This is a genomic window from Bordetella genomosp. 11, assembly GCF_002261215.1.
In the GTDB taxonomy this organism is placed as follows: domain Bacteria; phylum Pseudomonadota; class Gammaproteobacteria; order Burkholderiales; family Burkholderiaceae_B; genus Bordetella_C.
In genome coordinates this window covers 3,367,665-3,391,737 of sequence record NZ_NEVS01000004.1, presented here as the reverse complement: position 1 = coordinate 3,391,737, position 24,073 = coordinate 3,367,665, and the positions used below count along the sequence as shown (strand labels likewise).

Genomic DNA, 24,073 nt, shown 5'->3' with positions numbered 1-24,073 from the left:
TTTCACATATTTGTAGATGTCGTGACTTTTAATCCGTTGGTCGCGCGTTCGAGTCGCGCACGACCCACCAAAGAATCACTGTGGTATCAAGCAAAAAACGCAGCCCTGGCCGGCTGCGTTTTTTCTTTCTTCATCAGTCGAGTTTGACCCAAAGTTGACCGCCTGGGTATGGTGCGCCAAATGCGACGGCGCGAGGAAGGGCGCCAACCGATCCGCAAGCCGAGCGGGACTTCAGGGATGCTTTGCGAAGAAATCCTGAAGTCCCGACGAGCGGTTCCAGCTCGGTCGCCGGTTCAGCGGTTCCGCCAGCGGGGCGCTCAGGCAACGGCTATGTAGGCATCACCCGATCGGGGGGCCGCGCCGGACGTTCCCAAGGCCGGAACGGCGGCGTCGAACGCATCTCGTGCATCGATCCTGAATACGCTTACCACGCGTTCCAGCGTATCGGCCTGGTCGCGCATGGATTGCGAGGCTGCCGCAGCCTGTTCGACCAAGGCGGCATTCTGCTGCGTGGCCTGGTCCATCTGGCTGATCGCGATGTTGACCTGTTCAATGCCCGAACTCTGCTCTTGGCTGGCCGCCACGATCTCGTTCATCATTTCGGCTAAGTGCCGGATGTTGGCGACGACTTCATCCATTGTGCCGCCGGTTTCAGCGACCAGTTTGTTGCCTGCGACCACATTGCTGACAGAGTCGTCGATCAGGGACTTGATCTCCTTCGCGGCCGCTGCCGAACGCTGTGCCAGATTGCGCACCTCGCTGGCGACGACAGCGAAGCCGCGTCCCTGTTCGCCCGCGCGTGCCGCTTCGACCGCCGCATTCAGCGCCAGAATATTTGTTTGAAACGCAATGCCGTCAATGACGCCGATGATGTCGACGATCTTGCGCGACGAACCGTCGATCGCACCCATGGTCGAAATCATGTCCTTGACGACCGTACCGCCGCGGACGGCCACTTGGGAAGCCGAGACCGCCAGCTGGTTGGCCTGGCGCGCGTTCTCGGCGTTCTGCTTGACGGTCGCGGTCAGCTGTTCCATCGAGGCGGCCGTTTCCTCCAGCGACGCGGCTTGTTGCTCGGTGCGGGAGGACAAATCGAGATTGCCGCTGGCGATCTCGGCCGAGGCGTTATTGATAAGTTCGGTGCCCGACTTGACGTCGCGGACGATCGCCTTCAAGCCACGATTCATCGTTTCCAGCGCGCGCATCAGGTCACCGATCTCGTCTGTCGACGCCGGGGCGATCTGTGCGGTCAGGTCCCCTTTGGCAGCTCGGTTCGCCACGGCGATCGCCGATCGCAACGGCCGCGTAATGCTGCGCGTGATGATGATGGCGCAGGCCGCGCCTAGCATGACCAGCAGGACGCTGAACAGCATCAATAAGTCGATGCTGCGTGCGTTCGCGGCGGCGATGCTGGCTGAGATCGCATTGATCTGCGTGCGCTGATAGGCAAGGAAAGCTTGCACGCTTTCCTGATAGGCCTTGGCAGTGGGCAGGAACGACTGGGTGTACACGCGGTCCGCTTCCGCTGCGTCGCCTTTCATCTTGGCGGCCATCACCTCGTTCTTGGCTTTCTGGTAGGCGTTGCGGCCGTTCACCGACGTTTGGTAGAGCTTCCGCTCCTCGTCGGTGGAGATCAGATCTTCCAGGCTCTTCAGCAAGGCGCCGCCCTGCTTGACGCTGTCCGCGATGACGTCGGCGAAGACATCGGACAACGTTGTGTCGGTGCTTTTCGCGATCAGCGCGGTGCGCGCGATGGCCGAATAAATGAAAACGTACCAGTCGGCCGTAATACGTTCTTTCGTCAATGGCTTTTCCATCATTAGCCGTGTTTCTGTTGCGTTATCGCGCGCCTGGATTAAAGCGAAGCCAGTCGAGCCGATGGAAAGCACGAGTACCAGCACGAAGCCAATGGCGAGGCGGGTACCGATTCTGATATTCGATAGGAAGCGCATGGTCGGCCTCTCCAAGCCTGGATATAATATTTCGAATAATTACAATTGTGTCGCTCCCGGTACGGGAATATTACAAATATTAATGCGACCTTGTATTTTTGATTCTACGTTAACTACTTGATAGAGGAGGAATTTATATGCTCCAACACGCGTGTGGAGGGGCGCGGCGGTGCAACTTGCCGTGTTTTGACAACAAACAGTCAATGTTACAAATTGAGCGTAAGGCGGCAGACCGGCGGTGCGGCCACGAGGCGCGTGGTCAGGCGACCGCCGGCATCTGACCGCAGTGTCTTTAATCGAGGGGAGCATTGATCCCTCGAAGCGCCGATCAAGCCTGCGGACTTCCGAATTGTCGAGCCGAAAGCGCAGATGAGCGTCCCATCGGTGCAGTACATGCCCCGGATAATGCATGCCCCGAACTTCTTTCGGCCGCTGTCTCCTTGACAGGGGTCGCTACGGAGTCGTCGTCCGGCGAAAGCGGTCATCACCGACCCGGCTTCGTGAGGGACGGCAGTTGCCGCGTATGCGCATTGATGGAAACCCCTAAGGTATTACGGCGTATCGCTTCCCGGGCAGTTATAGCTTGAACACCTTCACCGCGTTGGCGCCACGCATCGCGTCGCATTGCGCCTGCGGCAGCGTCGCCGTGTTGATGAACGCGCCTTTCGTATCGTGTACGTGGCGCGGTCGATCGGTGCCGAACACGACCTGATCCGCGCCGACGACCGAGGCCAGGAGTTTTGCCTCCTGATAAGCGATGCTGCGAGGACTCTCTTCGCGGATCATGATCGCGCCCAACAAGCCCAGGGCGAAAAAAACCGCGCAATAGTGGGCTGGCATAAGCGGGTTGCCTGTCGCGTGCAGCAGCCAGGTGAGCACCATGGGAGAGAATCCGCCGAAAACCGACGCCGCGATGTTGTACGAAATCGCCAGCCCGGTCGAACGTATCTCGGTTGGAAACAGAATGGCGCTCATGGTTGGCATGGGGCTGGTCGAGGCGCCGATCAGCAGGGCGAAAACCAATTCCACCGTCATGATGGAGCCCATCGACGGTGACTGGATGATCCAGTGATACGCCGGGTACAGCACGATCAGGAACAGGCCGAGCGCGCCGATAATCATCCGGCGCCCGCCGATGCGGTCGGCCATCAGGCCAAACAGCGGAATGGTCAGCACGCGCAGCAGGATGCTCGCGAGCAGGACGTTGAACGGCAAAGCCACGGGCATATGCAGGTTCTGCACCGCATAGATGGGCAGGTAGATGATGATCACATAGCCCATGACATTCAGCGCCGCGCTCAGCCCCGTCGCGATGAACAAGGCTCTGGGATACTGCGAAAACACCGCGCCCAAGGGCACCTTGACGCGTTTGTCCAGCGTCCGGAATGCTTCGGTCTCCGGTATATTGCGGCGGATATAGAAGCCTACCGGCCCGATCAGCAGGCCGAACAGGAAGGGTATGCGCCAAGCCCAATCGTTCAGGGCCTCCGGCGTAAAGATATGCGTTAGCGCGCTGCCCATGGCGACGGCCAGCAAGGCGCCCAACGCTTGCGCGAACATCTGCCAGCTGCCGTAGAAGTTCTCTCTTCCCCGGGGTGCATATTCGATCAGCATCGCCGTGGCGGTGCCGAATTCCCCGCCCGCCGATATGCCCTGCAGCAGACGCGCGCACAGCACGATGGCCGGGGCGATCACGCCGATCCTCTGAAAGCCCGGCGTGAAGGCGATCATCGCGGCGGCCATCGTCATCAAAGCGATGACCACGGTAAGCCCGGCCTTGCGTCCCTTGCGGTCGGCATACCAGCCCAGCACGACCCCGCCCAGCGGGCGTACGATAAAACCCGCGCCGAAGGTGGCGGTGGTGAGCATCAGCGCGGCGTATGCGCTGTCGCTCGGGAAGAACTGCTTCGCGATGATGATCGACAGAAAGCCGAATACCACGAAGTCATACCACTCCAGAACATTGCCCAGCGTGGACGCGACCGCGCCCCGCCAATTGCCGCCCGTATTGCTTTTGCGCATTGCTCTCTCTTGGTTCCCGTTCCTTGTCTGCCCGGTTTGCATGGCGCAATCGGTAGCGGCCTCACCGCGCGCCGCCGGCGGGCATGCTACGACACGGCAGCGGTCCCGGCGCTGGGCATTTGTAGAACGGTAACTTTCCCTAAATGCCCGGCTCAGAAATTTCCTATTTTTCCCGCATAGCATGTTGCCTAGACTTCGGCACATTAAGGTGTCGGGGCGACTGACAGGCAATCCACGCTGATTCCATGCGTGGGGTGCCACGATCCAGGTCTCCGCAAGGCGACCGCCGTTACCTCGGTGACCACGTTGGCCGGTTTGTCGCATGCCAACGATCACGATTCCGCGTGTCCACAACGCCCGGACGTTACCGTGGGTATCACCCTGACCCCTCTGCCCTCGGCGCCCGGATGGCGCCGCCAACCTTACGCGTATGGTCGATCGACGCTTTCGGCCGACCCTGGACACCTATGTCTCAAATTCTGAATCGGCCCGTTCGAATCTGCCTGCTCGGTGAGTTCCAGCTGATCGTCGATGGCGTGGATAAAACGCCGTTGATCGCCTATGGCAAACCCAAACTGCTGCTGGCAATGCTGGCGCTTTCCTTGGACAAGAAGCAATCCAGGGCGGCACTGGCGGAGCTCCTGTGGCCGAACTGCGCGTCCGGCGCCCGCGCCAATCTGCGCCATGCGCTGTGCGTGCTCCGGCACGTGCTGGGTCCCATGGAAAAAGCGATCATCTCGACATCGAGCATGCTGTCGATAGACCAAAATCTCGTGACCGTCGATGTTCTGGCGCTCTGCGGCATCGGGCCCTACGCGAGGCTTACGCTGGAAGAGCGTCTTGTCCACGATAGGGGCGATCTGCTCGAACACATGGTGACGCCGGTCAACGCGGCGCTGTCCGCCTGGCGCATGAGCTGGCAGTCGCGACTGTCGCAAGAGGTCTCGCAATGCCGGCAGGCGTACATCGCGCAATTGTGCGCGGCCGAAAAAATACAGGATGCCCTGGCCAGTGCGCGCCAGTGGGTGCAGGTCCATCCGGGGGACGAGCATGCGCATCGCGACCTGATCCGGATGCTGCGGGATACCGGTCGCCGCGAGTCCGCGATGAAGGCTTACGAACATTGCGTCGCGGTCATGGGCGAATACTATGGCACGACGCCTTCACTGGAAACGCGCTCGCTGCTCGATGTCTCCGCGTCGAACGAGCGGGCGGTACCGGCGACGTCATCCGCCAACGACGATGCACGCCCGCTTGCCGTGCTGGCGGTGGCGATCGGGCACGATGGCGACGGCATGCCCGGCGAGGAAACCATCGACCGCGTGCAGGCGGCCCGCCAACGGCTGGTTCGTCTGGCCCAGGCGGCGGGCCGGCGCGTTTGCCTTGGGGCCGACGGCAATCTGGCGATCCTCTTCGGGTATCCCACATTGAACGAACGCCCCACCGAGTCCGCAGCCCGCCTGGCATGCTACATCCGTAAATGCGCGATCTCGCCGCACGTGTCGCTGGGCATGGGCATCCATGCCGAATTGGCGCGCGTCCCCGCGGACAACGGGACGCTGCCCATGATGCTGGTGGGACAAAGAGCATTGCGCCTGGCCTACTTGGCCGAATCGGGCGAGACGCTGCTGACCGATTCCGCTCAGTCGCGTCTCAGCGATCGTTTCGTGGTGCGCCCGGACGAACGCTACGGTCTGCGGGTCGGTGTGCTGGAGGGGCAGTCGCAGGCCATCACCGTACACCGCATGTTCGGCAGGACAACCGAATTCGATATCCTGGTCCGCCGCTGGAACAGTCTGCGCAAAGGCGAGCGGCCGCATCTGATGTACCTGCGCGGCGAACAGGGCATCGGGAAATCCCTGCTTGCCCAGGTATTCGCCGAGTACGTGCGGCGTGGCGGCGGGGCGGTCACTTTCCTGCGCTGCGACCAGGAGAACAGGCAGATCGCGCTGCATCCATTCCACGAGTATTTCCTCTCCCGCCTTGCAGTCCAGGACGGCCCGGGTCCGCGTACTGGCGATGAGGCGGAACTGGGCTATGCGCGCGCCATAGAGTCCCTGGGCTATCGCATCGGCCTGGACAAGGCCACGAGCGGTATGCTTGTGAACTATTTCATCGGGCAGCGCGGCGCCTCGAACGGCGCGGCTTCCGGCGAGCCGGATCCCGAGGCGCTTATCTTGCCGCTTACGAATCTGCTGCTTGACGGCGATGCTCCCAGCCAGCCCTTGCTTATCCTTGTCGACGATACCCAATGGGCGGATGCGACGACGCGGACCCTTCTGTCCGCGCTGTTGCAGCAGCGCAGGCGCGATCCGGTCATGATTGTCCTGTGTGGCCGCGGCATGAATCTCAGCGTGCCTATCGACGAGACCATCACCATGCCGCCGCTGCGCCGCGATGCCATGGTGCAGTTGGTCACCTTCCGAGGCAAGGACAAGCGTCTTTCCAGCAAGGTGCGTCGCCGCATCGTTGAGAAGGCCCGGGGTATTCCGCTTTACGCGGAGCAGATGGTCCGCCAGTGTCCCGCGGATATCGAAGAGGAACCGCCTTTGTTGATTCGCGATCTGCTCGCCGCGCGCGCGGTCTACGAACGCGAAGATACGACCGATGTGGCGATGCCGCGGCTGCCCGCGGAATACACCGTGCCTTTTCTCGAAGCCGATTGATCTCCCGTCGGGGCGTTCCGGAACCATACCTCGGGCATTGACACTGACCGGTCCCATGATATGCCGAGGTTTTTCATGAATATGGTATCGCCCGACGGAGACTCACATGGACGCGCATAAGCTGATCGCGCTGTTCGGGGAGGAAAGCGGCGTCCCGCTCACTTTGGGTGAATCCGGAACCATCGATCTGATATTCGACAATGACGTTACCGTCACGCTCGAACACGATGATCCCCAGGACATGCTGCACGTCTACACGGTTCTGGGCCAGGAGCCCGCGGAAACTGAACAACAGTTGGCCCTGTACCGCGATATGCTCTCCGCCAATGCCTTCGGCCACGAAACGGAAGGCGCTGCCTTGTCGCTGGACGATCGCACCGGCGAAATTCTGCTAACCCGCCGGCTGGAACTGGCCGATTCCACAGTCACGCAACTGCGCCGCATCGTGGAAAGCATGGTGGACGTATCGATGAGCTGGCGTGAAAAGCTTTCCACGCTATGTCATACCCTGCCGGCGCCACCCGCCGGCATGAATGCCAGGGCGGCGCCCCCAGGAAGCGGGCTGCGCGCGTGATATCCCCCGGGGCTATACCAGCCCCATATCGCGCGCATGGGCGTACAGTTCCGCGTCGTTGCGTGCTGCAAGCTTGCGCATGGCGTCCATTTTCTGCCGACTCGTGGTCTTCGCGCTGACACCCAGGATTTCCGCAATCTGGTTGTTGCTATATCCCTGCGCGAACAACCGAACGACTTCCATCTCTCGCGGGGATAGCTGCGCGGGCTCCGCGACTTGAGTCCGCGGTACGCCCAAGGCCGCGAACTCGCGTTGCACATTCTCCGTCACATAGGTGCGTCTGCTCGCCGCACGTTGCACCGCCGTTGCGATTTCACGCACGGCGGCGCTTTTCTCCACCAGCGCCAATGCGCCGGCTTGCAGGATAGGCGACGTCAATGCCGGCGACGCCATCTTGGTCAGGACTACGATTCGTACCTCGGGGAACTTCGCCTTGAGTTGAAGCAGCATTGCCAACCCATCGGGTTGCTGCGAGCCGGGCATCGAAAAATCAGTCACCAATACATCGCAGGGATGTTTGGACAGGCAGGAAAACAGGCTGTCTGGAGAATCCGCCGTTGCGACGACGTGTATGTCGCTTGATGCTTCCAGGGCATTCTTCATGCCGAGCAGTACTACGGGGTGATCATCGGCAAGTATGACTCGAATCATTGACGGTAAGCGCTTTGGTAAAGCTCGGCCCCTGTCGGTGCGACACGGAATAGCGGATATGGGACACACCTTTGCGGCGCGCGCGTTCGACTACGGATAGCGGGTAGCTCCCGTGTGGTATCCATAAGTTTCGCTCCTGACCGGTGGAAGCTTCGTTAAAAAGATTCTTGTCTCTACGGTCAGCCAGGCGCGGCGCGCCGCGATGTTCCCCGGCGCGCCGGCCCAGGTCCACCGCACGTCTTCGGCAGCGGCATCAAGCGTCCGTCTGGTCCTCCTGCTCGAAGTCGTCGTCATCCTGCATGCCTGCAAGATCCTTGTCGGCGGTCGCCCCGATATTGCCCGCCGCGCGTGCCTGGCGGCGGTATCCCGAAGGCGTGATGCCCTGGTCCCGGTGAAACGCCACCGAAAAATTGCATACGCTTCGAAAGCCCACATGATTTGCGACTTCACGAACAGGCATGCCTGTCTGGGAAAGCAGGCGGCGCGCTGTTTCCATCTTCTGGCCGAAGATCACCTTGTGCGCAGATTTCCCCATCCTGGATTTGAACAGCGCCGACAGCTTGCGTTCGTTGGTGCCGACTTGACGGGCGAGTTGGCGTACCGTGTGAATGCTTCCGACGTCGGCGGCGATTGCATTCAGGGCATTGCGCAACAGCAGTTCCTCCGCCGCCGGTGTATGCGACCGCTGTGTCGACGTCGTGTCGCGGCTCGGCGTCCTGCGCAGGTGCACCGATATGCGGGCGAGGAGTTCTTCCGGATATACCGGCTTGGTGAGACAGTCGATCGCGCCCAGCGAAAAAGCCTCGCGGCTGGCTGTCTGGCGTTCCTGGTCGAGCAGGAAGATAAGAGGGATGGACTGCGTATCCGGCGTCTGCATCAACAATCGGCCCATCATGAAAGGGTCCATGTCGTGCATGGCCCCATCCACCAGGATGATGTCGGGCCGCCACGCCTGGGCGTGATAATAGCCCTGCCATCCGGACGCAAGCGTTACGCGAAACAGCTGGTTCCGGAGGAAGTCCGTAGTGGCACGCAGATTGATCGCGTCATCCGACACAATCAATATATGGCACGGTCGGCGGTGGGTAGCGGGAAGGGCGCTGCTCTGAATGGCGCCCGAAGAACCAGCCAGGGAAGCGGAATCCAGGCCAGGCGCGATGCGGGGCTCGGATATGGTGGGATACCTCACGTCCTCTCCTTGTATGTCGATACGGCTTCGCATATTTCCCGCTTCGTCAGCGGCTGCGGTAGGAAGCGCAATCTCCATCCTAGGGAAAGCTTGCGGGACGTGCCTTTAAAATCACGCTCATATTTTTTGAAAAATACCGTTCGTCGCTTTTGGCATTTCATTGCCGCGTGTTATCAGTGTGGCGGGACCCGACAGGTGTCGGCGGAATGCAACCGGACTGCAGCCCAATTGGCGTCGAAACGCCGATGCGAAATTGGCAGGGCTTGAAAAGCCGAGCTGGTCGGCGATCTCCGCAACGGTCAAGGAGCCGTCCTGCAACAGGGCCCGAGCTTTTTCCATGCGTTGGTCGCGCAGATAGTCGTGGATCGTCTTGCCCAGCAGACTGCGGAACGCATGCGTCAACCTCTTTTCGTTCACGCCGATCAGGCGTGCCAGGTCCTTCTGCGAGGGCGCATCCGAAAGGTGGTCCACCAGATACTGTGTAGTGGTGTTGACGATGGCCTGCTCGTTGGATATGGCCGCGAATCGCGGCTGAGCGACACCGGCTCCGTAGATGGGTTGTGTCGACAGATCGCGCGCCGCGGCTACCTCGGCATGGGGTGTCGCGGCACGTTGAGCGATCTGCAATTGCACACGCACCCGCGCCAGCACTTCTTCCGGGTTGTATGGCTTGAGCACATAGTCCGCCGCACCGGCGTCGAAACCTTTGAGTCTCTCGTCCAATCCCGAGGATGCGGTGACGAAAATCACCGGGATATGCGCGGTGCGCGGATCTCCTTTCAGGAGCCGGCAGGTGGCGTATCCATCCACTCGCGGCATGGACACGTCCATCAGGATTACGTCCGGGGCAGGCTGTGTCGTGGCTCGCTCGTATGCCTGTCGCCCGTCTAGCGCGACCAGAAGCTTGAAGTTCTCATGGTTCAGAAGCTGCACCAGCAGCCTGAGATCCGCGGGGCTATCGTCGACAAGTAGTAGACGAGCGCCTTGTTTGAATGCATGAGAGCTGGTCATGACGCGGTTCCCTCCGGACGCCCTCCGCGTAATCGCTAGACCTTGCTACGTTGAGCTGCGGGGGTATAGCAATTATTAACATACGGGAACGATCATTTCCACCTTTTGTTGCAAGGCTTCTCATCATTTCGAACGAAATGCGTTGCATCGTGATCATGCATATGGAGTTTGTATTTCGGTCGATGCAAATCACGAGCGCTTTATCGTGACGCCATGAAGGCGCCACGCCATATGACTCGCTTCAAGTGCCCACGATGCGGATGATGTCCTTGCAGCAGCTGACAGTGAGCTTGATCATCCCGGCCACGCAGGCTGCCTTGTAGCTTACGTTGCTGCTTAGCATCGCGAATTCTTGCGCCATCGCGATGTCCAGCGCCGGTGAGTTCATGTTGTCGCGAAACGAGGCATCCAGGTTGCTGGTTTCCCGATCCATCGGGTTGGCGCTGGTCGCGGTAGAGGTATTACTGATCATCATGGAGCTCCGTGTGGGAAGTTGGATCGAACGTGCCTGGCCAAAATGCCGGGCATCGCGGTGCTTACCGATGCTGCGACAGTGCTGCCAGTACGGCCTGCGCGGCATTCGATGCCTCCGCCAGTGCGGCGGCGCGCGCGTGCTCCTGTGGGCGTAGCGGCGTACGCATGAGGCGCCGCGCCGCGCTTTCGATGTCGCGCATTTCGCACAGCATGGATTCGCGTGCATCGTCACCCATGGGATAGCCGAACATTTCGAGGACTTCGGCGACGTCCGCCTGGCTGGGTGCTTGGACCATGGTGTTTTCTCGTGCGTGGGGCATGGGCCCCGTTGTTATCTGCGGATGACCGTGGTGGTGGGGCCGTCGAATACCACGCTGCCGTCCTCGACGGAGGTCAGCCGGTAAGCGCCGTGCGTTCCGCCGACCGCGATGCGGGTTCCGTCATCGAGGACCACCCAGGGCTGCTGTCCACCGACTACCGTCTGCACGCGGAACGGTATGGATTCCACCAGGGTGGTATCGTCGCCGTCGATCCGCAATGCGTTGGCATAGCGGTGATTCAGCGTATCGACGATGTCCTTCAGTTTCTCGCGCTGTGATGGGACCAATCCTCGTGGGTCTACCCGTATGGTTTTGTCCTTCCAGACGGAAGGGGGCGGTGGCAGGCCGGCTGCCGCGGCGGCTAGATTCAGGGCGTCCGCGACTTCGGTAGCGAGAGTCAGCTTCATCGGTGGCCACGGGGCTGTTGCGGTGTTTTCGTGCCATCGCTGGTATGCCTGCTGCCGGGCGGCGTCGGATCCGGCAGTGCCGTGTATCGCCAGTCCGTCCGGGTCGGTACGGACGAGCGCGACCAGGACATCCAGGTCGCGCATCCGGTCGCCCATGCTGGTCTCGACCTCAGTCTCTTTGCCTACCCGCATGGCGGGAAGCGGCCATATGGTGCTTAGCGCGGTCGCCAGACGGTCGTGTTCCAGCTCGTCGCGCACCCATCCCGTCACGACGATCTCTTGATCTTCGCCCGCTATGGCGCGGACGCGGGGCGCGTATCCGCGTTCCGCCAGCAGGCCCTGCGCCCGCAACAGCATGTCCGGATCGCGGGTCTGCCCGGATCGTATGTTCAGCGTCGACGGCGTCTTGGCCGGGGGGAAGGAGGCCACGCTGCCGAAAACCAGTACGATCAGCAGCCCGCCAACCGCCCAGCGCAATCCCAGTCCCTTGCGTCGTCGCGACGTTCGCGCGCGCGCGGCATGTTGGCCGGATATCGCGTGCCGGCCGGCAACGTCCTGATCATCCGCAAGCCATCCATCCGACGCCGTTGCGGCGGTCGCGGGCACCGCAACGGCTACGTCCTGGGCCGTGGCGGTGCCCGCGTGTTCGTCCGGCGAGTCGCTTGCGGCCGCGCGCGCCGCGGCGACCTGGCCGGCGTCAGGCCATGGATCAGCCGCCAGCGCGACCGTCAATAGCACCGGTCCGAGCGAGAGCGGCGTGCCGAACCGGACTTCCCGTGTATTGCCGGCCGGACCGTCGTGTCCGTGTATGCTCCAGCTCGCCAGGCCGATGCGCAGACGCCCAGCCTCCGCGGCGATTCCCTCGTCGCATAGCACCACATGGCAATCACCCTGCGAACCGATCAGGGCGCCATCCTGCACCGCGCACCGCGCACCGTCGTGGATGCCGGACAAAACCCGAAGTTCCAGGCCTTGCGTCATGACTGTGCTCCGCTGTCAAAGAGCCGGTATGCATCATGACTCATAGGTCCACCCGGGCGAGCGGCTGTACATTGATTTCCGGGACCAGCTCCTGGTAGGACAGCACCGGGAGTTGGTACAGATCCTGTTCGATGAGCTTGCGGACGTAGCGACGAATGTCCATCGAGGTCAGGATCACCGGCCTCGCTACCGTCGTCTCCAGGGTTCCGACAGTGCGTCGGATGCTTTCCAACAATGCCTGGGATTTTTCGGGATCCATGGCGAGATAGCTGCCCCCGGCGGTCTGCCGGATCGCGTCGCGTACCACGTCCTCTACATCCGGCGCCAGCAGATACGATGGCAGGAAGCTTTGGCCGTTCGAGTATTTGTGGCTGATGTATCGCTTCAATGCCATTCTGACGTATTCGGTCAGCAGGACAATATCTTTCTCTTTCTGCGCCCATTCGACCAGCGCTTCCAGGACAGCGCGCATATCCCGTATGGAGATCTCCTCGGACACCAGGCGTTGAAGGATTTCGGCGATCTTCTGTATCGGCATGACGCGGTGCGCTTCTTTCACCAGTTCGCCGAAGTTTTCTTCCATGGCGGTCAGTAGTTGACGCGTTTCCTGGATGCCGATGAACTGCGATGCCTGCTTGCGCAGCACGATGGACAGATGCCAGTTCGGCACCTGGTGCGGCAACAGATAAGGCACGCCGGCGCCTTCGAGCGCGGGTACGTGGTCGCGGGATACCCAGAAGGCGGATTCATTGGCCAGTCCGCCCGTATCGCGCTCGTAGGGGATACCCATCGCGTCCAGGTTGCGGGAGCCTTCGCGCACGAGGACCGTTCCGCTCTTCAACGTCCCGCGCACAAACGGAACTTCGAACAGCAGCACCTGGTACGAGCGATCACCAAGCTGTTTTCCCCGGCGCAGGCGGATCTCCGGTAGCGGTACGCCCAGTTCCTGGTAAACGGCGTAGCGGACCGCTGGGAATTCGGCGGTCAGAGCGGTCTCGTCCAGCTCGGACGCCAATGTGTCGGAAATTTCCAGCGTCACGGGTTCGGCTGGCGCGAACTTGGTCGCCTGGGCTGTCTCTGTCGGCTCATCGCCCTGGGCGCCGAAAGCGCCGTCGGTGGTCTTGCCGCCAGAACCGGCCGCCGCGCCGCCGCGTGCCGAGCGGGGCGCATTCAGCAGGACATAGCCCGTCAGCCCGATGACCGACGCCAGTACCAGGAAGACCACGATAGGCATGCCGGGGATGAGGCCGATGCCCAACGCGATCACGGCGGCGACGATCAGCGCCCGGGGGTGCGCCATGACCTGGGCGCCAATGTCGGCGCCCACGTTCGACGGTTTGTCGCCGGTCGGCACACGGGTAACGATGATGCCCGCGCAGATTGCGGTCAACAGGGCCGGGATCTGCGAGATGAGCCCGTCGCCGACACTAAGGATCGAGTAGGTAAGCGCGGCGTCGGCGGCGCTCATGCCTCGTTGGACGGACCCGATGAGCAGCCCCCCAAGCAGGTTGACGGCGACGATGATCAGACCGGCGATGGCGTCTCCCTTGACGAACTTCATCGCTCCATCCATCGCGCCATACAGCTGGCTCTCTTTTTCGACCACGCTGCGGCGACGGCGCGCCTCGTCCATCTGGATCGCGCCCGCGCGCAGGTCGGCGTCGATCGACATTTGCTTGCCAGGCATGCCGTCCAGCGAAAAGCGTGCGGCGACCTCCGCCACGCGTTCGGAACCCTTCGTGATCACGATGAACTGGACGATGGTGAGAATCAGGAACACGACCAGGCCGACAACCAGATTCCCGCCCACCACGAAGTTTCCGAAGGTGTCGATGATGTGGCCGGCATCACCGTCCAGCAGGATCAGCCGCGTCGTAGAGATGGATATGCCCAGGCGGAACAGCGTCGAGACCAGCAGGACGGCGGGAAACGACGAGAACGCCAGCGCCGAGGGCAGATAGATCGCCACCATCAGCAGCACGCAGGACAGCGTGATGTTGGCGGCGATCAGGGCATCCATGACCGCCGTCGGCATGGGCAGGATCATCATGAACACGATGGCCATGACAGTGGCCGCCAGCAGGATGTCGTTGCGGCTGGTCGCTATGGCAATGATGCGTCGGATTGCGTGCATGAGGAAGACTGGTTGGTGCTGGCAAGCACCGCGGGTTACGAGGCAGTGCGGGATCGGTTGGCGGCGTAGGCCTTCATGGCCTGCCGCGCTTCATCGCGGCGCCCGATGGCCGCGAGCGCTTGCGCGCGCACGACGCGGCAAGAAGGATGGGCGAGCGCGCCCGGGCCCGCCTGGTCCAATGTGGCGAGGGCCATGGCGGGCTGGTCCGCGCGCAACTGCGCGAGGGCCAGCAGGACAAGTGTCTGTCCTTGGCAGCCGCCTGAGTGATGGCAGGCTTGCAGCAGTGCCATGGCATCGCGCGGGTTGCCGTTCTGTAGTTGAAGAAATCCCAGCACCTGCAACAGCTCGACGGACTCCGCTGGCAGCGCGCCCGAGGTGATCCGGCTCATCCCTGGTACAGCGCGTTGCGGATAACGCGCGATTGGGTGCGCAGGACCACGTTGCGGTCCAGTACCTGCAGCGCGGCTTGCAGGATGGCCGACGATTCCCCTCCCTGGGCGGCGGTTTCCCGCAGGACGCGGCGCGTCCTCTGCAGTGCCAGGTCGAACGTCAGCGGATCCTGAAGATTGGAGACTGCGATCGGCGGCTGCAAGGCATAGAGCATCGCCACTTCCACGCTGGACTGGCCCAGGAATTTGGCCAGCGCGGATTCCGCCGACGCAGGCGGCGGCGCGATGGTGGGCCGCGTGGACGTGGCGACCCAGCCCTTGAGGTGGTCCAGGCCATGGCGGCGCGCGGGTACATCGGTGTCCCTCGCTGGATGCGCGCCATCCACCATAGAGGGAGCGGAGAGCAGGGAGGTGGACGAGATCATTCTGGGTACATCCTGGATTCGGGCCGGCGGCGGTAACACTGCTTGACGCGCGCATCCGCAATGGGACTCGCGCAACCGGCGGGCATGACACTGCCAGTTCTCGGCATAAATTGACTGTGTGTAAGGTCACGGTAGTAACGACCGGGTGGAATTCCGTTCCGGCGTCACCGAAATATCGGATGAAGTGTTGAATGCGCGACGCCGCTGGGCGGAACCGGACCTTGGCGGGGAGGCACCTACGCCGCGAGTCCGTCTTGCGGGCTCTTTGCGGCAAACAAGGAGTTCAGAATGTACATATCAATCGGCGCGCCCAGGCATGGCGCTTACGGTGGCTATGGCGATACCGGAGGTAGCCAAGCCTTGAGAAACGCTTATGCCGACGTGCCCATCCACACCTGGCAGCAGGCCATACGCCACGCTATCGCGACAGGCAATGAAGTCTCGCAGTCGCATGGAGACACGCTGGTTCAGAACAACAGGGAGTCGGCGCGGCTTATCAGGAAAACTCGCCAGAACAACGAGGTGCGGGCCGCCGTGGGCGACTTCCTCGAGCTCTTCCCGATTCCCAGCGGCAAGGAGAACAACAACCCTTCGCTCAAGCAGCTGGAAGACATTCTCGCCAAGCGAGCGGAGGATCGCGAAGATACGAGCTATAAAAAAGGACCGGCCTATGACCAGCAAAAACTGACGGAAATGAATCGTATGTTGCAGGAAATGGGCATGGTTCCCAGGTCGGAAAATTCCACCAAGGGCGACCTGGAAACCCTTAGGACCAGACTGGACGGACTTCGTGATGAAATCTCCGGATTCCAGACCATGGCGAACTCGCAGCAGGGCATGCTGGTCGGCAACATCAGCCAGCACCAGACCAGTGTCCAGGGCTTGATCAAGGCCAATCAATCGATCGGCATGGGCTACGCGCGGATTCCGGGTTCTGTCTGATGGCGGCGGCTTATCGTGGCCGGGCCCAGGGGGCCGATATCCTGGCCCAGGTGCGCAAGATCCTCAAGGACGGCCGCCCCCTGGGTGATTCCGTCGGGATTCCGGCGGAGGATAGGCAAACCTTGTACGCCGTGGCTTATAAGGTGTATGCGGAAGGCCGATACGACGTGGCGCAGCATCTCTTCGCGCAACTGGTTACGTACGACCATCACGAGCCCCGGTATATGAAGGGGTTGGCGGCCGCCACCCAGATGCTCGGGGACCATGAACAGGCCATGCGAATGTATTCCGTGGCGGCACTCATGGATGCGAGCGATCCCGCCGTAGTCATGCATGCGGGTGATTGTTTCCGCGCGATGGGCAAGCATGCCCGCGCGCTGGAGTCATTCGACCTCGCAAGCGCGATGTGCAGCAAGGCCGAGCATGAACCGGTGAGGCGGCGCTGCAATCAACTCCTGGCTCGGCTGAGACCTGCCGCCTGATTCACCGATTTCGTATTTTTTCGCGCACTTCCGCGCTTCCATTCGAAATTTCCAATATTAAGGAGTGTTCATCATGCCCAATATATCCGCATCGACGATGTCCGGTATGGCAATGCAAAGCTCGTATCAGGGCGGCACCGATCTGCCTTCGCCCGTCACGTCGGCAGCCGCCGTGTTGCGCGCGATGGCCGAGGCTGAACAGCTCTTGGGAGAGGCGGCCCTGAAGGAAAACGCTCGCGATATGAAAGAGTCCATGATGCGGCGCGGCGCGGACCTGCAAAAGAGGCAGGCTTCGGTATATGAAAGCTGCGAAAAGGAAATGGACGGGGCCTGGTGGCGCTGCGCCGGCAGGACGGCATCCAGTGTGCTGTCCATGTTGGCCGGGGGCATCACGCTCGGCAGCGTCGCGGGTAGCGCAAACCAAATGAGCAAGGCCAGCGCTGATGGCAGCATAACCAATATGTCGGCGTACACACCCCGCGGCCAGAAGCTGGATTCGTGGAACAGGGTAGGACAGTCCGGCCAATACGTGCAGCAGGGGCTGGGTGGCCTCTCGTCGGCGATCGGCGATAAGAATGGCACGGAGTACGACGTCCAGAAGAAGTACCAGGATCTCGAAGGGCAATTGCGGGATAGCGATGCCCAGCTTTCCATGGACATCCTGCGCCGGCGCAACGGCGATGTATCGGATGCGGCCAAGCGCGTGGAAAAAGTGAACGATATGCGCCTGGAGTACCTGCGCGCAGCTGTCCGCACATTGGCGTAAAGAAGTTATTGGTTTTATTCGAGGGTTGCTATGGATACAAGTTTTCAGAACGCCGCCGGGCTCTTCTGGCCCACCGGCACACCGGCGGAGGCAGGCCGCGATTCAAGCGCCCTGCAGCCCCGCACCGCGGTCGATCTGTTCGTGGACGCACTGAGCCAGATTGTCGCGAAACCCTCTGGTATGGAAAGCAAGTCTTCCGACGAAAAGCCGGCGGGCACGCTGTTCGATGCGAACGGTGCGCCGCAGCTGGCGTCGCCGGACGAACCGTCGACGCCTCCGTTGGTCGCTCCGTCGCCCCTGAACCTGGGGTATTTGGTTGGCGAGGCGCAGAAATTGAGCAAAGAGGCCAACGCCGCTCAAGTCAACGGCGAATCGAATCGCATCAATGAACAGATGCAGGCTCACGTCGACAAAATCATGGATGCGAAGATGAACAGCATCCAGGAATTCGAAAAGAAGTCGAGTGAACTCGCCGAGAAAGCAGGGACCTGGTACAACCAGTTGGTCGGCTGGGTGTCGGAGAACCTCGGTCCTTACATGCCCTACATCGGGGTCGCGGTCGCCACGGTGGCGACGATTGCCACCGGCGGAGCCGCATGGCCCATGCTGGCAATGGCCGGGCTGGGCCTCGCTAACCATGTGCTGCAAAAGTGCGATGTCCACGTCATCGAATCCGTGTCCAAAGCCATCAAGGCCGTGGGATCGGTCGTCTCTGAAAAGGGCGCCGATGGCTTGGCCAATATGGTGGGTTCCATCCTGGGTGTGATCCTTTCGGATCCCACGCCCATCTCCAAGCTTTTTGGCACCATCGCGAAGGCCGTCGGCGCAAGCAAGGCGACGATCGAAAAAGCCGAGCAATGGGGGCAGATCTTCGGCATGATCGTGATCGTGGGCGCCAATATCGCCATGACATGGGGTGGCGGGGCGGCAAACGCGGTGACCAAGGCCGCATCGAGTGCCGGCAACGCGGCGGGATCCGCCGCGTCGAACGTCACCAAGTTCGTTTCCGATACCTTGAAGAGCTTCCTGCATGCCATCGAGCCCTATGTATCGAAGCTGCTCCAGATTCTGCGTGATTCATCGGGACGATTCACCGAGTTGTCGGCCTTGTTCAAGGACGTTATGCAAGCTGCCAAAACCACGACTGTCGGGTCATTGAGGGGCGCAGCGACGACCCTCAAGGATACGGCCGTAGCCTGGCAGCCCAGGCTGGATGTCGGCGCGAAGGTCGGACAGTCGGCGCTGAACGCAACGAATGGGCTGATGGGCGTGGGCAACGGCTGGCAGGAGTTCGAACTTTCCAAAGCGCAGTACGCGGTCGACATAACGGGGGCCGACCGGCGCAAGCTGGAGCAGCTCCTGGCGATAAGCCGCGACAATGTGCAGGACGCGGACGAGGGCACGAGGCGCGCCATGGACCGCGTCGGACAGAACCTGAAATCGGACGCGGACATGATAAAGAACTACACACACGATCTCGTCGACAGGGCGGCCATCCAGAGCGAGCAAATGACAGCCTAGCTTCGGCTTAGCCCGCTTTCGACTTCCCCTTCCACGCAGCAGGCAGGTAGATGGTATTGCACATTGTTCGACGCGATTCCGGTGGCGCGTCGTCTCCGTCCCACTCCCGATCTTCGGTGACGCAGACGGCCGTCGGCGCGCCGCGAAACATGCTCGTGGACGGGAAAATCGCCCAGAAACTCGCCGAAATCGCTTTTATCGGTGCGTTCCTGGGGCAGACGCAGGCCGCGGAGACCATCTTCCGCAGCCTGCGTATTTTGCGCCCGGACAACCCCACCGTCGGATTGGGGTTGGCCATGGTGCACATGCTCGCCGGCCGTCCCGAGGCGGGCCTTGCCGTGGTGGATCGGACGCCGGGCCTGGATCCGGAGCACGGGCTGGCCGCGATTTGCACAAGCTTGATGCTGCGCGATGCCGGGCATCGGACAGCCGCGGAGAAAAAGCTCTCGCGCGCCATCGCGCGGGGCGACGTCGCACCGGACCTCGTGCCCACCTTATCCAGCGCGATGCGCGAATAAGCGCGGGCCGGATATTTTCCACACAGGAGTTCAAATTGAAAGTCGCATCATGGGACCAGGTTACGGACCCACTAGCCAGTGGACAACCGTCCGTCCCGGCCAACCCTATGCAAGTCGACTTGTTCCTGGCGGCGCTGAACGCGCCGTCGTCCGAAGACGGCGATACGGCGTCGGGTGATACGTCCGAAGCGGGTGGGGATTCCCCCTTGACGCGTATCGTCCAGGGTATGCGAGGCGGCCTGGCGGGTATATCGAACGATTGGGAGCAGGCTCGGTCAATGGCGTCGGACCTGGAACAACGCCCCGTCCTGGACGGCAGCGTCATACGGGATGCCTTGAAGCTGGTGCGGACGACGAGCAGGGTGTCCGTCGCGATCGACGTCGTCAGCAAGGCTTTGGGAAAAGTGTCCCATACGGCCGATGTCATGTCGCGGGGCTGAGTTTGCAATTCTTGTCGCAATTGTTTTGCCAGGGGTGGGCGGCCGGGTCCCGCGTCTGGATGGTATTGGCTCAAGGACTGTGCGGGATATCGCCGCGTGGGGGCCGCTGCCCAGGGCGTCTGGCGCGATGGATCATCCTGGCCGGGATGGTGATGCTCGCGGGATGCTCCAATCGGGTCGAACTGTTCTCGTCGAGCACGGATAGCGAGGCCAACGAGATTCTTGGCACGCTGCTGCAGGCCGCGATTCCGGCGGAAAAACAAATCAGAAAGAGCGGCGTCACGATATCGGTGGCGGAATCCGACGTCGCCCGGGCGTTGAACGTGTTGCGCCAGCAGGGCTTGCCGCGCGCGCGGTTCGAAGGCATGGGAAAGGTCTTTCACAAGGAAGGCATGATCTCGTCGCCATTGGAAGAACGGGCGCGCTATATCTATGCCTTGTCCCAGGAACTGGAAAGTACGTTGTCGAAGATGGATGGCGTGCTGGTTGCCAGGGTCCACGTGGTACTACCCGACCAGGATGCGGCCCGGATCGCCAAGACACCCGCGAGCGCCGCTATATTCATCAAGCACCAGGCCGGTTTCAACCTCGATGTGTTGAAACCCCAGATTAGGACTTTGGTCTCGCATGCTATTCCGGAGCTCGGCGAAGACCGGGTCTCGGTCGTTCTGGTGGTGGCCCAGCGGCCAGCCGGTGCGGGTGCGGCGGCGACAGGCCTGCCGGCTGCGGGCACGATGCGCGATGGCACAGGAGCTGCCTCTACCCCCTTGAACTGGTGGATATTGGGCGGCGCCGTGCTGGCCTGCGCGTTTATCGCGATCGGCATCTGGGCGTGGCGCAGCCGGCGGGTTGGCGCGGCGCTTGGCGATATGCCGGCCAGGGTCCCGAATCTGGACAGCTTGGAACAGGGCTGATCCATGTCTGATTTGTCGTTGTGCGAACGGGCGATGGTGATCTTCAACTTTCTGCCCAGCAGGACGCTGCATCCGTCGCGGGCCGGGGATGCGGAGTTCTCGGCCTATGTTGCCGCGCTCGCTGCCCGGCCGGCGTCCGCGCCGGTATGGCACCGTTATTGGTCCCGGCGGATACTTGAACGGGAAGCCTTGCTGGACAGCCCCATTACGGATCTGACGGCCGTCGGGTTGGCGGTCGCGGTGCTGGGAACCGATGCCTTGGCCGCATTGGCGCGGCAGATAGGCGTGGTGCTCTGCACTCCCCGCCTGCGCTACGCCATCTCGGGCGAAGCGGTGCGTGCTTTGCGCGCACGCCTGGGTGACGATGCGCTACGCTGGATCAGGGATGGACGGGCGCTGCATCCCGGTTTGCCGGGCGAAATGTTCCGCGATGCGGATCAAGCCCTGCGTCATGTGATGCGTGCCGGCTATGCCGCGATCCATGCCGCCTTCCTGCCCGCGCCTCCAGAGATCGGGCGCCGCCTGTTCCTGAAGCTTCCGCTTGCCCCGGAAGACGTGTTTGCCACGGACGAACCGGATTTCGGCGAGTCGGACCCGGGTGATGCAAAGTGCGGTAATCCGCACCGCGGCGATGCTTCAGACGCGGCGGTTGCCACGATGGATCCCGCCGTAGCCGCGGCGGTCGATAGCGATGCGGCGATGGCCCTGGTGACTGCCGTGCATGCGGGCTCGGCGCTCGGGGGGCGGTGATGACGTTTCTTCTGGATGCACGCCCGGATGGCGGCGACCTCAGTCGGGATGCCCGCGTTGCACCGGTCGGCAAGGTCGTAAGGCGTGCGGAACACCTGGCTTTCGTGGATGCGAGGCAACTGCTGGCCCAGGCCCGCGCGGATGCCGAGCGTATCGTGGAACAGGCGCGTGATGTCTACCGTGCCGAGCGGGAACGCGGTTATGCCGATGGCCAGCAGGCCGCGCAGCTTGAGCAGGCAGCCGCAATGTTGCGTATCCGCGAACAGACATCGGTTTACCTGAAACGGGTCGAAGCCGATATCGTCGGCGTGGTGGTCGCATCGATGCGCAGGATCGTGGCCGATTTCGACGATACCGAACGTGTGCTTGCCGTCGTCCGCGGTGGGTTGGCATTGCTGCGCCAGCAGAAGCAGATACTGTTGCGTGTCCATACGGACGACGCCGTGCTGGTGCGCCAGAACCTGGAATCGCTGCTGTCGCGGTTTCCCAGCGTGGACTACGTGGATGTGGTGGCGGACGACCGATACGAGCGTGGGGCTTGTCGCATCGAAACGCCGGTGGGCACGATCGAAACCAGCCTGGGGCGGCAGCTCGATGTCCTGCAGCATGCGCTCGAACAGATGGCCCCGTCGACCGACGGGGAAGACCGCGATCGCCCACGAGAAGCCGACAATGTTTGATCACATCGTGGCGGGAATGCGTGCGCGGGTGGCCGATGCCCGTGTGCTGGAGGTGGTCGGCCGGGTCACGCAGGTAACCGGCACGATCATCCGGGCGGCGGTGACGGGTGCGCGCGTCGGCCAGCTTTGCATCCTGCGGGATCCGGACGGCGGCGAGGCTATCAAGGCGGAAGTCATCGGCTTTGCCGACAACGCGGTTCTCTTGACACCGATCGGCGATACACGCGGCATCTCGCCTCGCACGGAAGTCGTCCCCACGGACAGCGCATTGACCGTTCCGGTGGGGATGGAGTTGCTCGGGCGCGTGCTGGACGGCCTGGGCCGGCCCATGGACGAAGCCTCGCGCGGGCCGCTGAACACCACGCAGACCTACCCGGTCTTGGGGGCGGCGCCGCACCCGCTGACACGGCGGCCGATACAACGCCCGCTTCAACTTGGCATCCGGGTCATCGATGGCCTGCTGACCTGCGGGGAAGGGCAGCGCATGGGTATATTTGCCGCCGCTGGCGGTGGCAAATCGACCCTGATGGGAATGCTGGCGAACGGCGCGGACGTCGACGTGCGCGTGGTGGCCTTGATCGGCGAGCGCGGCCGGGAAGTGGGTGAGTTCCTGCAGCGGGAGTTGGGTGACAACTTGCGCAATAGCGTCGTCGTGTGCGCCACCAGCGACCGGTCGGCGATGGAACGCGTCAAGGCGGCTTTCGTTGCCACCGCCATCGCGGAGTACTTCCGCGACCAGGGCATGCGTGTGTTGTTCCTGATGGATTCGGTCACCCGCTTCGCCCGCGCCCAGCGTGAAATCGGCCTGGCCGCAGGAGAACCGCCGACACGGCGTGGTTTTCCGCCGTCCGTTTTCGCCGTTCTGCCCAGGTTGCTGGAACGCGCCGGCATGAGCGAGCATGGGTCGATGACCGCTTTCTATACCGTCCTGGTGGAAGGCGACGACATGACAGAGCCAGTCGCCGACGAAGTCCGGTCCATCCTGGACGGGCATATCGTCCTCTCCCGCAAGCTCGGCGCGGAGAACCACTTTCCCGCCGTCGATGTGCTGGCGTCGGCCAGCCGCGTCATGGGCCAGGTCGTCCAGCGCGAACATGCGGCCGCGGCCGGCCGCCTTCGCGAGCTGATGGCCAGGCACGCCGAGATCGAACTGCTTCTTAATATAGGCGAATACCAGCCGGGCAACGACCCGGTGGCCGACGAGGCCGTCCGCAAGATCGGCGATATACGCCGGTTCCTGAAACAGCACGCCGACGAGAAAGATAGTTTCGATGGTGCCGTGGGACGCATGATGGACCTGGTGCACGGATGACGGGTGTGGGCGGCGGGCTGCGGCGGAATCTTGTCGCGTTGAGGAACCTGCGCGAGGACCGCGCCGTGCGCGCCCTTGGGCGCCTGCAACGCGACTGCGCGGAGGCCAATGTCCACCTGCAGCGCGAGCAGCGGCAGCTGGCTTCCTGGCGCTGCCAGGCCGGCGACGAGGAAGCTGCCCTGTATGCGGAGCTGATGGCGGCGCCGGTCAACCGGCAGGCGCTGGAACGGGCCTTTCGCAAGATAGACGCGCTGCGTCAGCGGACGCGCGCGCTGGAACGCGCAGCGGACACGGCGGCGGAAAAACGGGATCAGGCCCAGGCGGCCTTGGATCAGGGGCGTTCCGCGCGGGCCGCCGCTGCCAGGGCGACGAGAAAGTCCGTGGAGGTCCTGGAGATATACCGCCGTCAATGCGCCGCCGCGGAAGAGAAAACCCTGGAGGACGCTTTGGACGAGACCGCAGTGATGCTGCATGGCAGAAGCGTCATATGAAGGAAAGCCCGCGGCAAAGGCGTGTCCGCGATCGCAGCAAGCATGGCGGCGGGCGTACCGCG

The 24,073-nt window shown here is 62.4% G+C and carries 24 protein-coding genes; 13 read left to right on the top strand and 11 right to left on the bottom strand.

What is annotated here, in order from left to right:
- Positions 1-317 precede the first annotated feature (317 nt).
- Both CAL28_RS22890 and CAL28_RS22885 read right to left on the bottom strand, forming a co-directional pair.
- The gene (locus tag CAL28_RS22890; protein ID WP_094843473.1) at positions 318-1,952 is read right to left on the bottom strand and encodes a methyl-accepting chemotaxis protein; all 1,635 of its coding nucleotides are present in this window, start codon (positions 1,950-1,952) and stop codon (positions 318-320) included.
- Positions 1,953-2,528: 576 nt separating this feature from the next.
- Positions 2,529-4,235, bottom strand: coding sequence for an MFS transporter (locus CAL28_RS22885; RefSeq protein WP_176464080.1), 1,707 nt, complete (start codon positions 4,233-4,235; stop codon positions 2,529-2,531).
- Positions 4,236-4,441: 206 nt separating this feature from the next.
- On the opposite strand from CAL28_RS22885, the gene CAL28_RS29585 reads away from it, so the two are divergent.
- Together CAL28_RS29585 and CAL28_RS22870 are read left to right on the top strand one after the other, a co-directional pair.
- Positions 4,442-6,640: an AAA family ATPase gene (locus tag CAL28_RS29585; RefSeq protein WP_176464079.1), complete on the top strand. Its 2,199-nt coding sequence runs from the start codon at positions 4,442-4,444 to the stop codon at positions 6,638-6,640.
- 106 nt (positions 6,641-6,746) lie between these two features.
- Positions 6,747-7,214 carry a type III secretion system chaperone gene (locus CAL28_RS22870; RefSeq protein ID WP_094843470.1) on the top strand — a complete coding sequence of 156 codons (468 nt, stop codon included), beginning with the start codon at positions 6,747-6,749 and terminating at the stop codon, positions 7,212-7,214.
- Between the two features lie 12 nt (positions 7,215-7,226).
- Here the strand turns inward: CAL28_RS22870 and CAL28_RS22865 are convergent, their stop codons facing one another.
- The 9 genes from CAL28_RS22865 to CAL28_RS22825 form a co-directional block, all read right to left on the bottom strand.
- Positions 7,227-7,865, bottom strand: a complete 639-nt coding sequence (locus tag CAL28_RS22865; RefSeq protein WP_094843469.1) for a response regulator transcription factor — start codon at positions 7,863-7,865, stop codon at positions 7,227-7,229.
- Between the two features lie 253 nt (positions 7,866-8,118).
- On the bottom strand, positions 8,119-9,054 hold the full coding sequence (locus CAL28_RS22860; RefSeq protein WP_217906596.1) for a response regulator transcription factor: 936 nt from the start codon (positions 9,052-9,054) through the stop codon (positions 8,119-8,121).
- A gap of 117 nt (positions 9,055-9,171) precedes the next feature.
- Positions 9,172-10,065 (bottom strand): response regulator transcription factor, encoded by an 894-nt coding sequence (locus tag CAL28_RS22855; RefSeq protein ID WP_094843467.1) that lies wholly within the window; start codon positions 10,063-10,065, stop codon positions 9,172-9,174.
- Between the two features lie 241 nt (positions 10,066-10,306).
- The gene (locus CAL28_RS22850) at positions 10,307-10,540 is read right to left on the bottom strand and encodes a hypothetical protein (protein ID WP_141218233.1); all 234 of its coding nucleotides are present in this window, start codon (positions 10,538-10,540) and stop codon (positions 10,307-10,309) included.
- A 61-nt stretch (positions 10,541-10,601) separates the two neighbouring features.
- Entirely contained in the window at positions 10,602-10,835 is a 234-nt protein-coding gene (locus tag CAL28_RS22845; RefSeq protein WP_094843465.1) for a hypothetical protein, read from the bottom strand.
- Positions 10,836-10,870: 35 nt separating this feature from the next.
- The gene (gene sctD, locus CAL28_RS22840; protein WP_094843464.1) at positions 10,871-12,247 is read right to left on the bottom strand and encodes a type III secretion system inner membrane ring subunit SctD; all 1,377 of its coding nucleotides are present in this window, start codon (positions 12,245-12,247) and stop codon (positions 10,871-10,873) included.
- Between the two features lie 40 nt (positions 12,248-12,287).
- A complete protein-coding gene (gene sctV, locus CAL28_RS22835) occupies positions 12,288-14,381 on the bottom strand; it encodes a type III secretion system export apparatus subunit SctV (protein ID WP_094843463.1) in 2,094 nt (697 codons plus the stop codon).
- Between the two features lie 35 nt (positions 14,382-14,416).
- Positions 14,417-14,770 (bottom strand): tetratricopeptide repeat protein, encoded by a 354-nt coding sequence (locus CAL28_RS22830; RefSeq protein ID WP_094843462.1) that lies wholly within the window; start codon positions 14,768-14,770, stop codon positions 14,417-14,419.
- Positions 14,767-15,195: a hypothetical protein gene (locus CAL28_RS22825; protein ID WP_141218232.1), complete on the bottom strand. Its 429-nt coding sequence runs from the start codon at positions 15,193-15,195 to the stop codon at positions 14,767-14,769. Before CAL28_RS22825 ends, CAL28_RS22830 begins: the two co-directional genes overlap by 4 nt.
- 288 nt (positions 15,196-15,483) lie before the next feature.
- Here CAL28_RS22825 and CAL28_RS22820 point away from each other — a divergent pair, with 288 nt between their 5' ends.
- The 11 genes from CAL28_RS22820 (at position 15,484) to sctO (ending at position 24,011) form a co-directional block, all read left to right on the top strand.
- On the top strand, positions 15,484-16,137 hold the full coding sequence (locus CAL28_RS22820; protein ID WP_094843460.1) for a hypothetical protein: 654 nt from the start codon (positions 15,484-15,486) through the stop codon (positions 16,135-16,137).
- Positions 16,138-16,187: 50 nt separating this feature from the next.
- On the top strand, positions 16,188-16,619 hold the full coding sequence (locus CAL28_RS22815) for a SycD/LcrH family type III secretion system chaperone (RefSeq protein ID WP_176464077.1): 432 nt from the start codon (positions 16,188-16,190) through the stop codon (positions 16,617-16,619).
- Positions 16,620-16,692: 73 nt separating this feature from the next.
- Positions 16,693-17,385, top strand: a complete 693-nt coding sequence (locus CAL28_RS22810) for a hypothetical protein (protein ID WP_094843458.1) — start codon at positions 16,693-16,695, stop codon at positions 17,383-17,385.
- A 30-nt stretch (positions 17,386-17,415) separates the two neighbouring features.
- Entirely contained in the window at positions 17,416-18,906 is a 1,491-nt protein-coding gene (sctE, locus tag CAL28_RS22805) for a type III secretion system translocon subunit SctE (protein WP_094843457.1), read from the top strand.
- Positions 18,907-19,061: 155 nt separating this feature from the next.
- Positions 19,062-19,424, top strand: coding sequence for a tetratricopeptide repeat protein (locus CAL28_RS22800; RefSeq protein WP_176464076.1), 363 nt, complete (start codon positions 19,062-19,064; stop codon positions 19,422-19,424).
- Positions 19,425-19,531: 107 nt separating this feature from the next.
- The gene (locus CAL28_RS22795) at positions 19,532-19,864 is read left to right on the top strand and encodes a hypothetical protein (protein ID WP_094843455.1); all 333 of its coding nucleotides are present in this window, start codon (positions 19,532-19,534) and stop codon (positions 19,862-19,864) included.
- A 59-nt stretch (positions 19,865-19,923) separates the two neighbouring features.
- The gene (gene sctJ, locus CAL28_RS22790; protein ID WP_094843454.1) at positions 19,924-20,778 is read left to right on the top strand and encodes a type III secretion system inner membrane ring lipoprotein SctJ; all 855 of its coding nucleotides are present in this window, start codon (positions 19,924-19,926) and stop codon (positions 20,776-20,778) included.
- 3 nt (positions 20,779-20,781) lie between these two features.
- Complete coding sequence (locus CAL28_RS22785; protein WP_141218231.1) at positions 20,782-21,528, top strand: SctK family type III secretion system sorting platform protein; 747 nt, start codon at positions 20,782-20,784, stop codon at positions 21,526-21,528.
- Entirely contained in the window at positions 21,528-22,208 is a 681-nt protein-coding gene (locus CAL28_RS22780) for an HrpE/YscL family type III secretion apparatus protein (RefSeq protein ID WP_094843452.1), read from the top strand. The genes CAL28_RS22785 and CAL28_RS22780 overlap by 1 nt, the downstream gene beginning before the upstream one ends.
- Positions 22,201-23,520, top strand: a complete 1,320-nt coding sequence (gene sctN, locus CAL28_RS22775; RefSeq protein ID WP_094843451.1) for a type III secretion system ATPase SctN — start codon at positions 22,201-22,203, stop codon at positions 23,518-23,520. The genes CAL28_RS22780 and sctN overlap by 8 nt, the downstream gene beginning before the upstream one ends.
- Positions 23,517-24,011, top strand: a complete 495-nt coding sequence (gene sctO, locus CAL28_RS22770; protein WP_094843450.1) for a type III secretion system stalk subunit SctO — start codon at positions 23,517-23,519, stop codon at positions 24,009-24,011. The genes sctN and sctO overlap by 4 nt, the downstream gene beginning before the upstream one ends.
- The last annotated feature ends 62 nt before the right edge of the window (positions 24,012-24,073 follow it).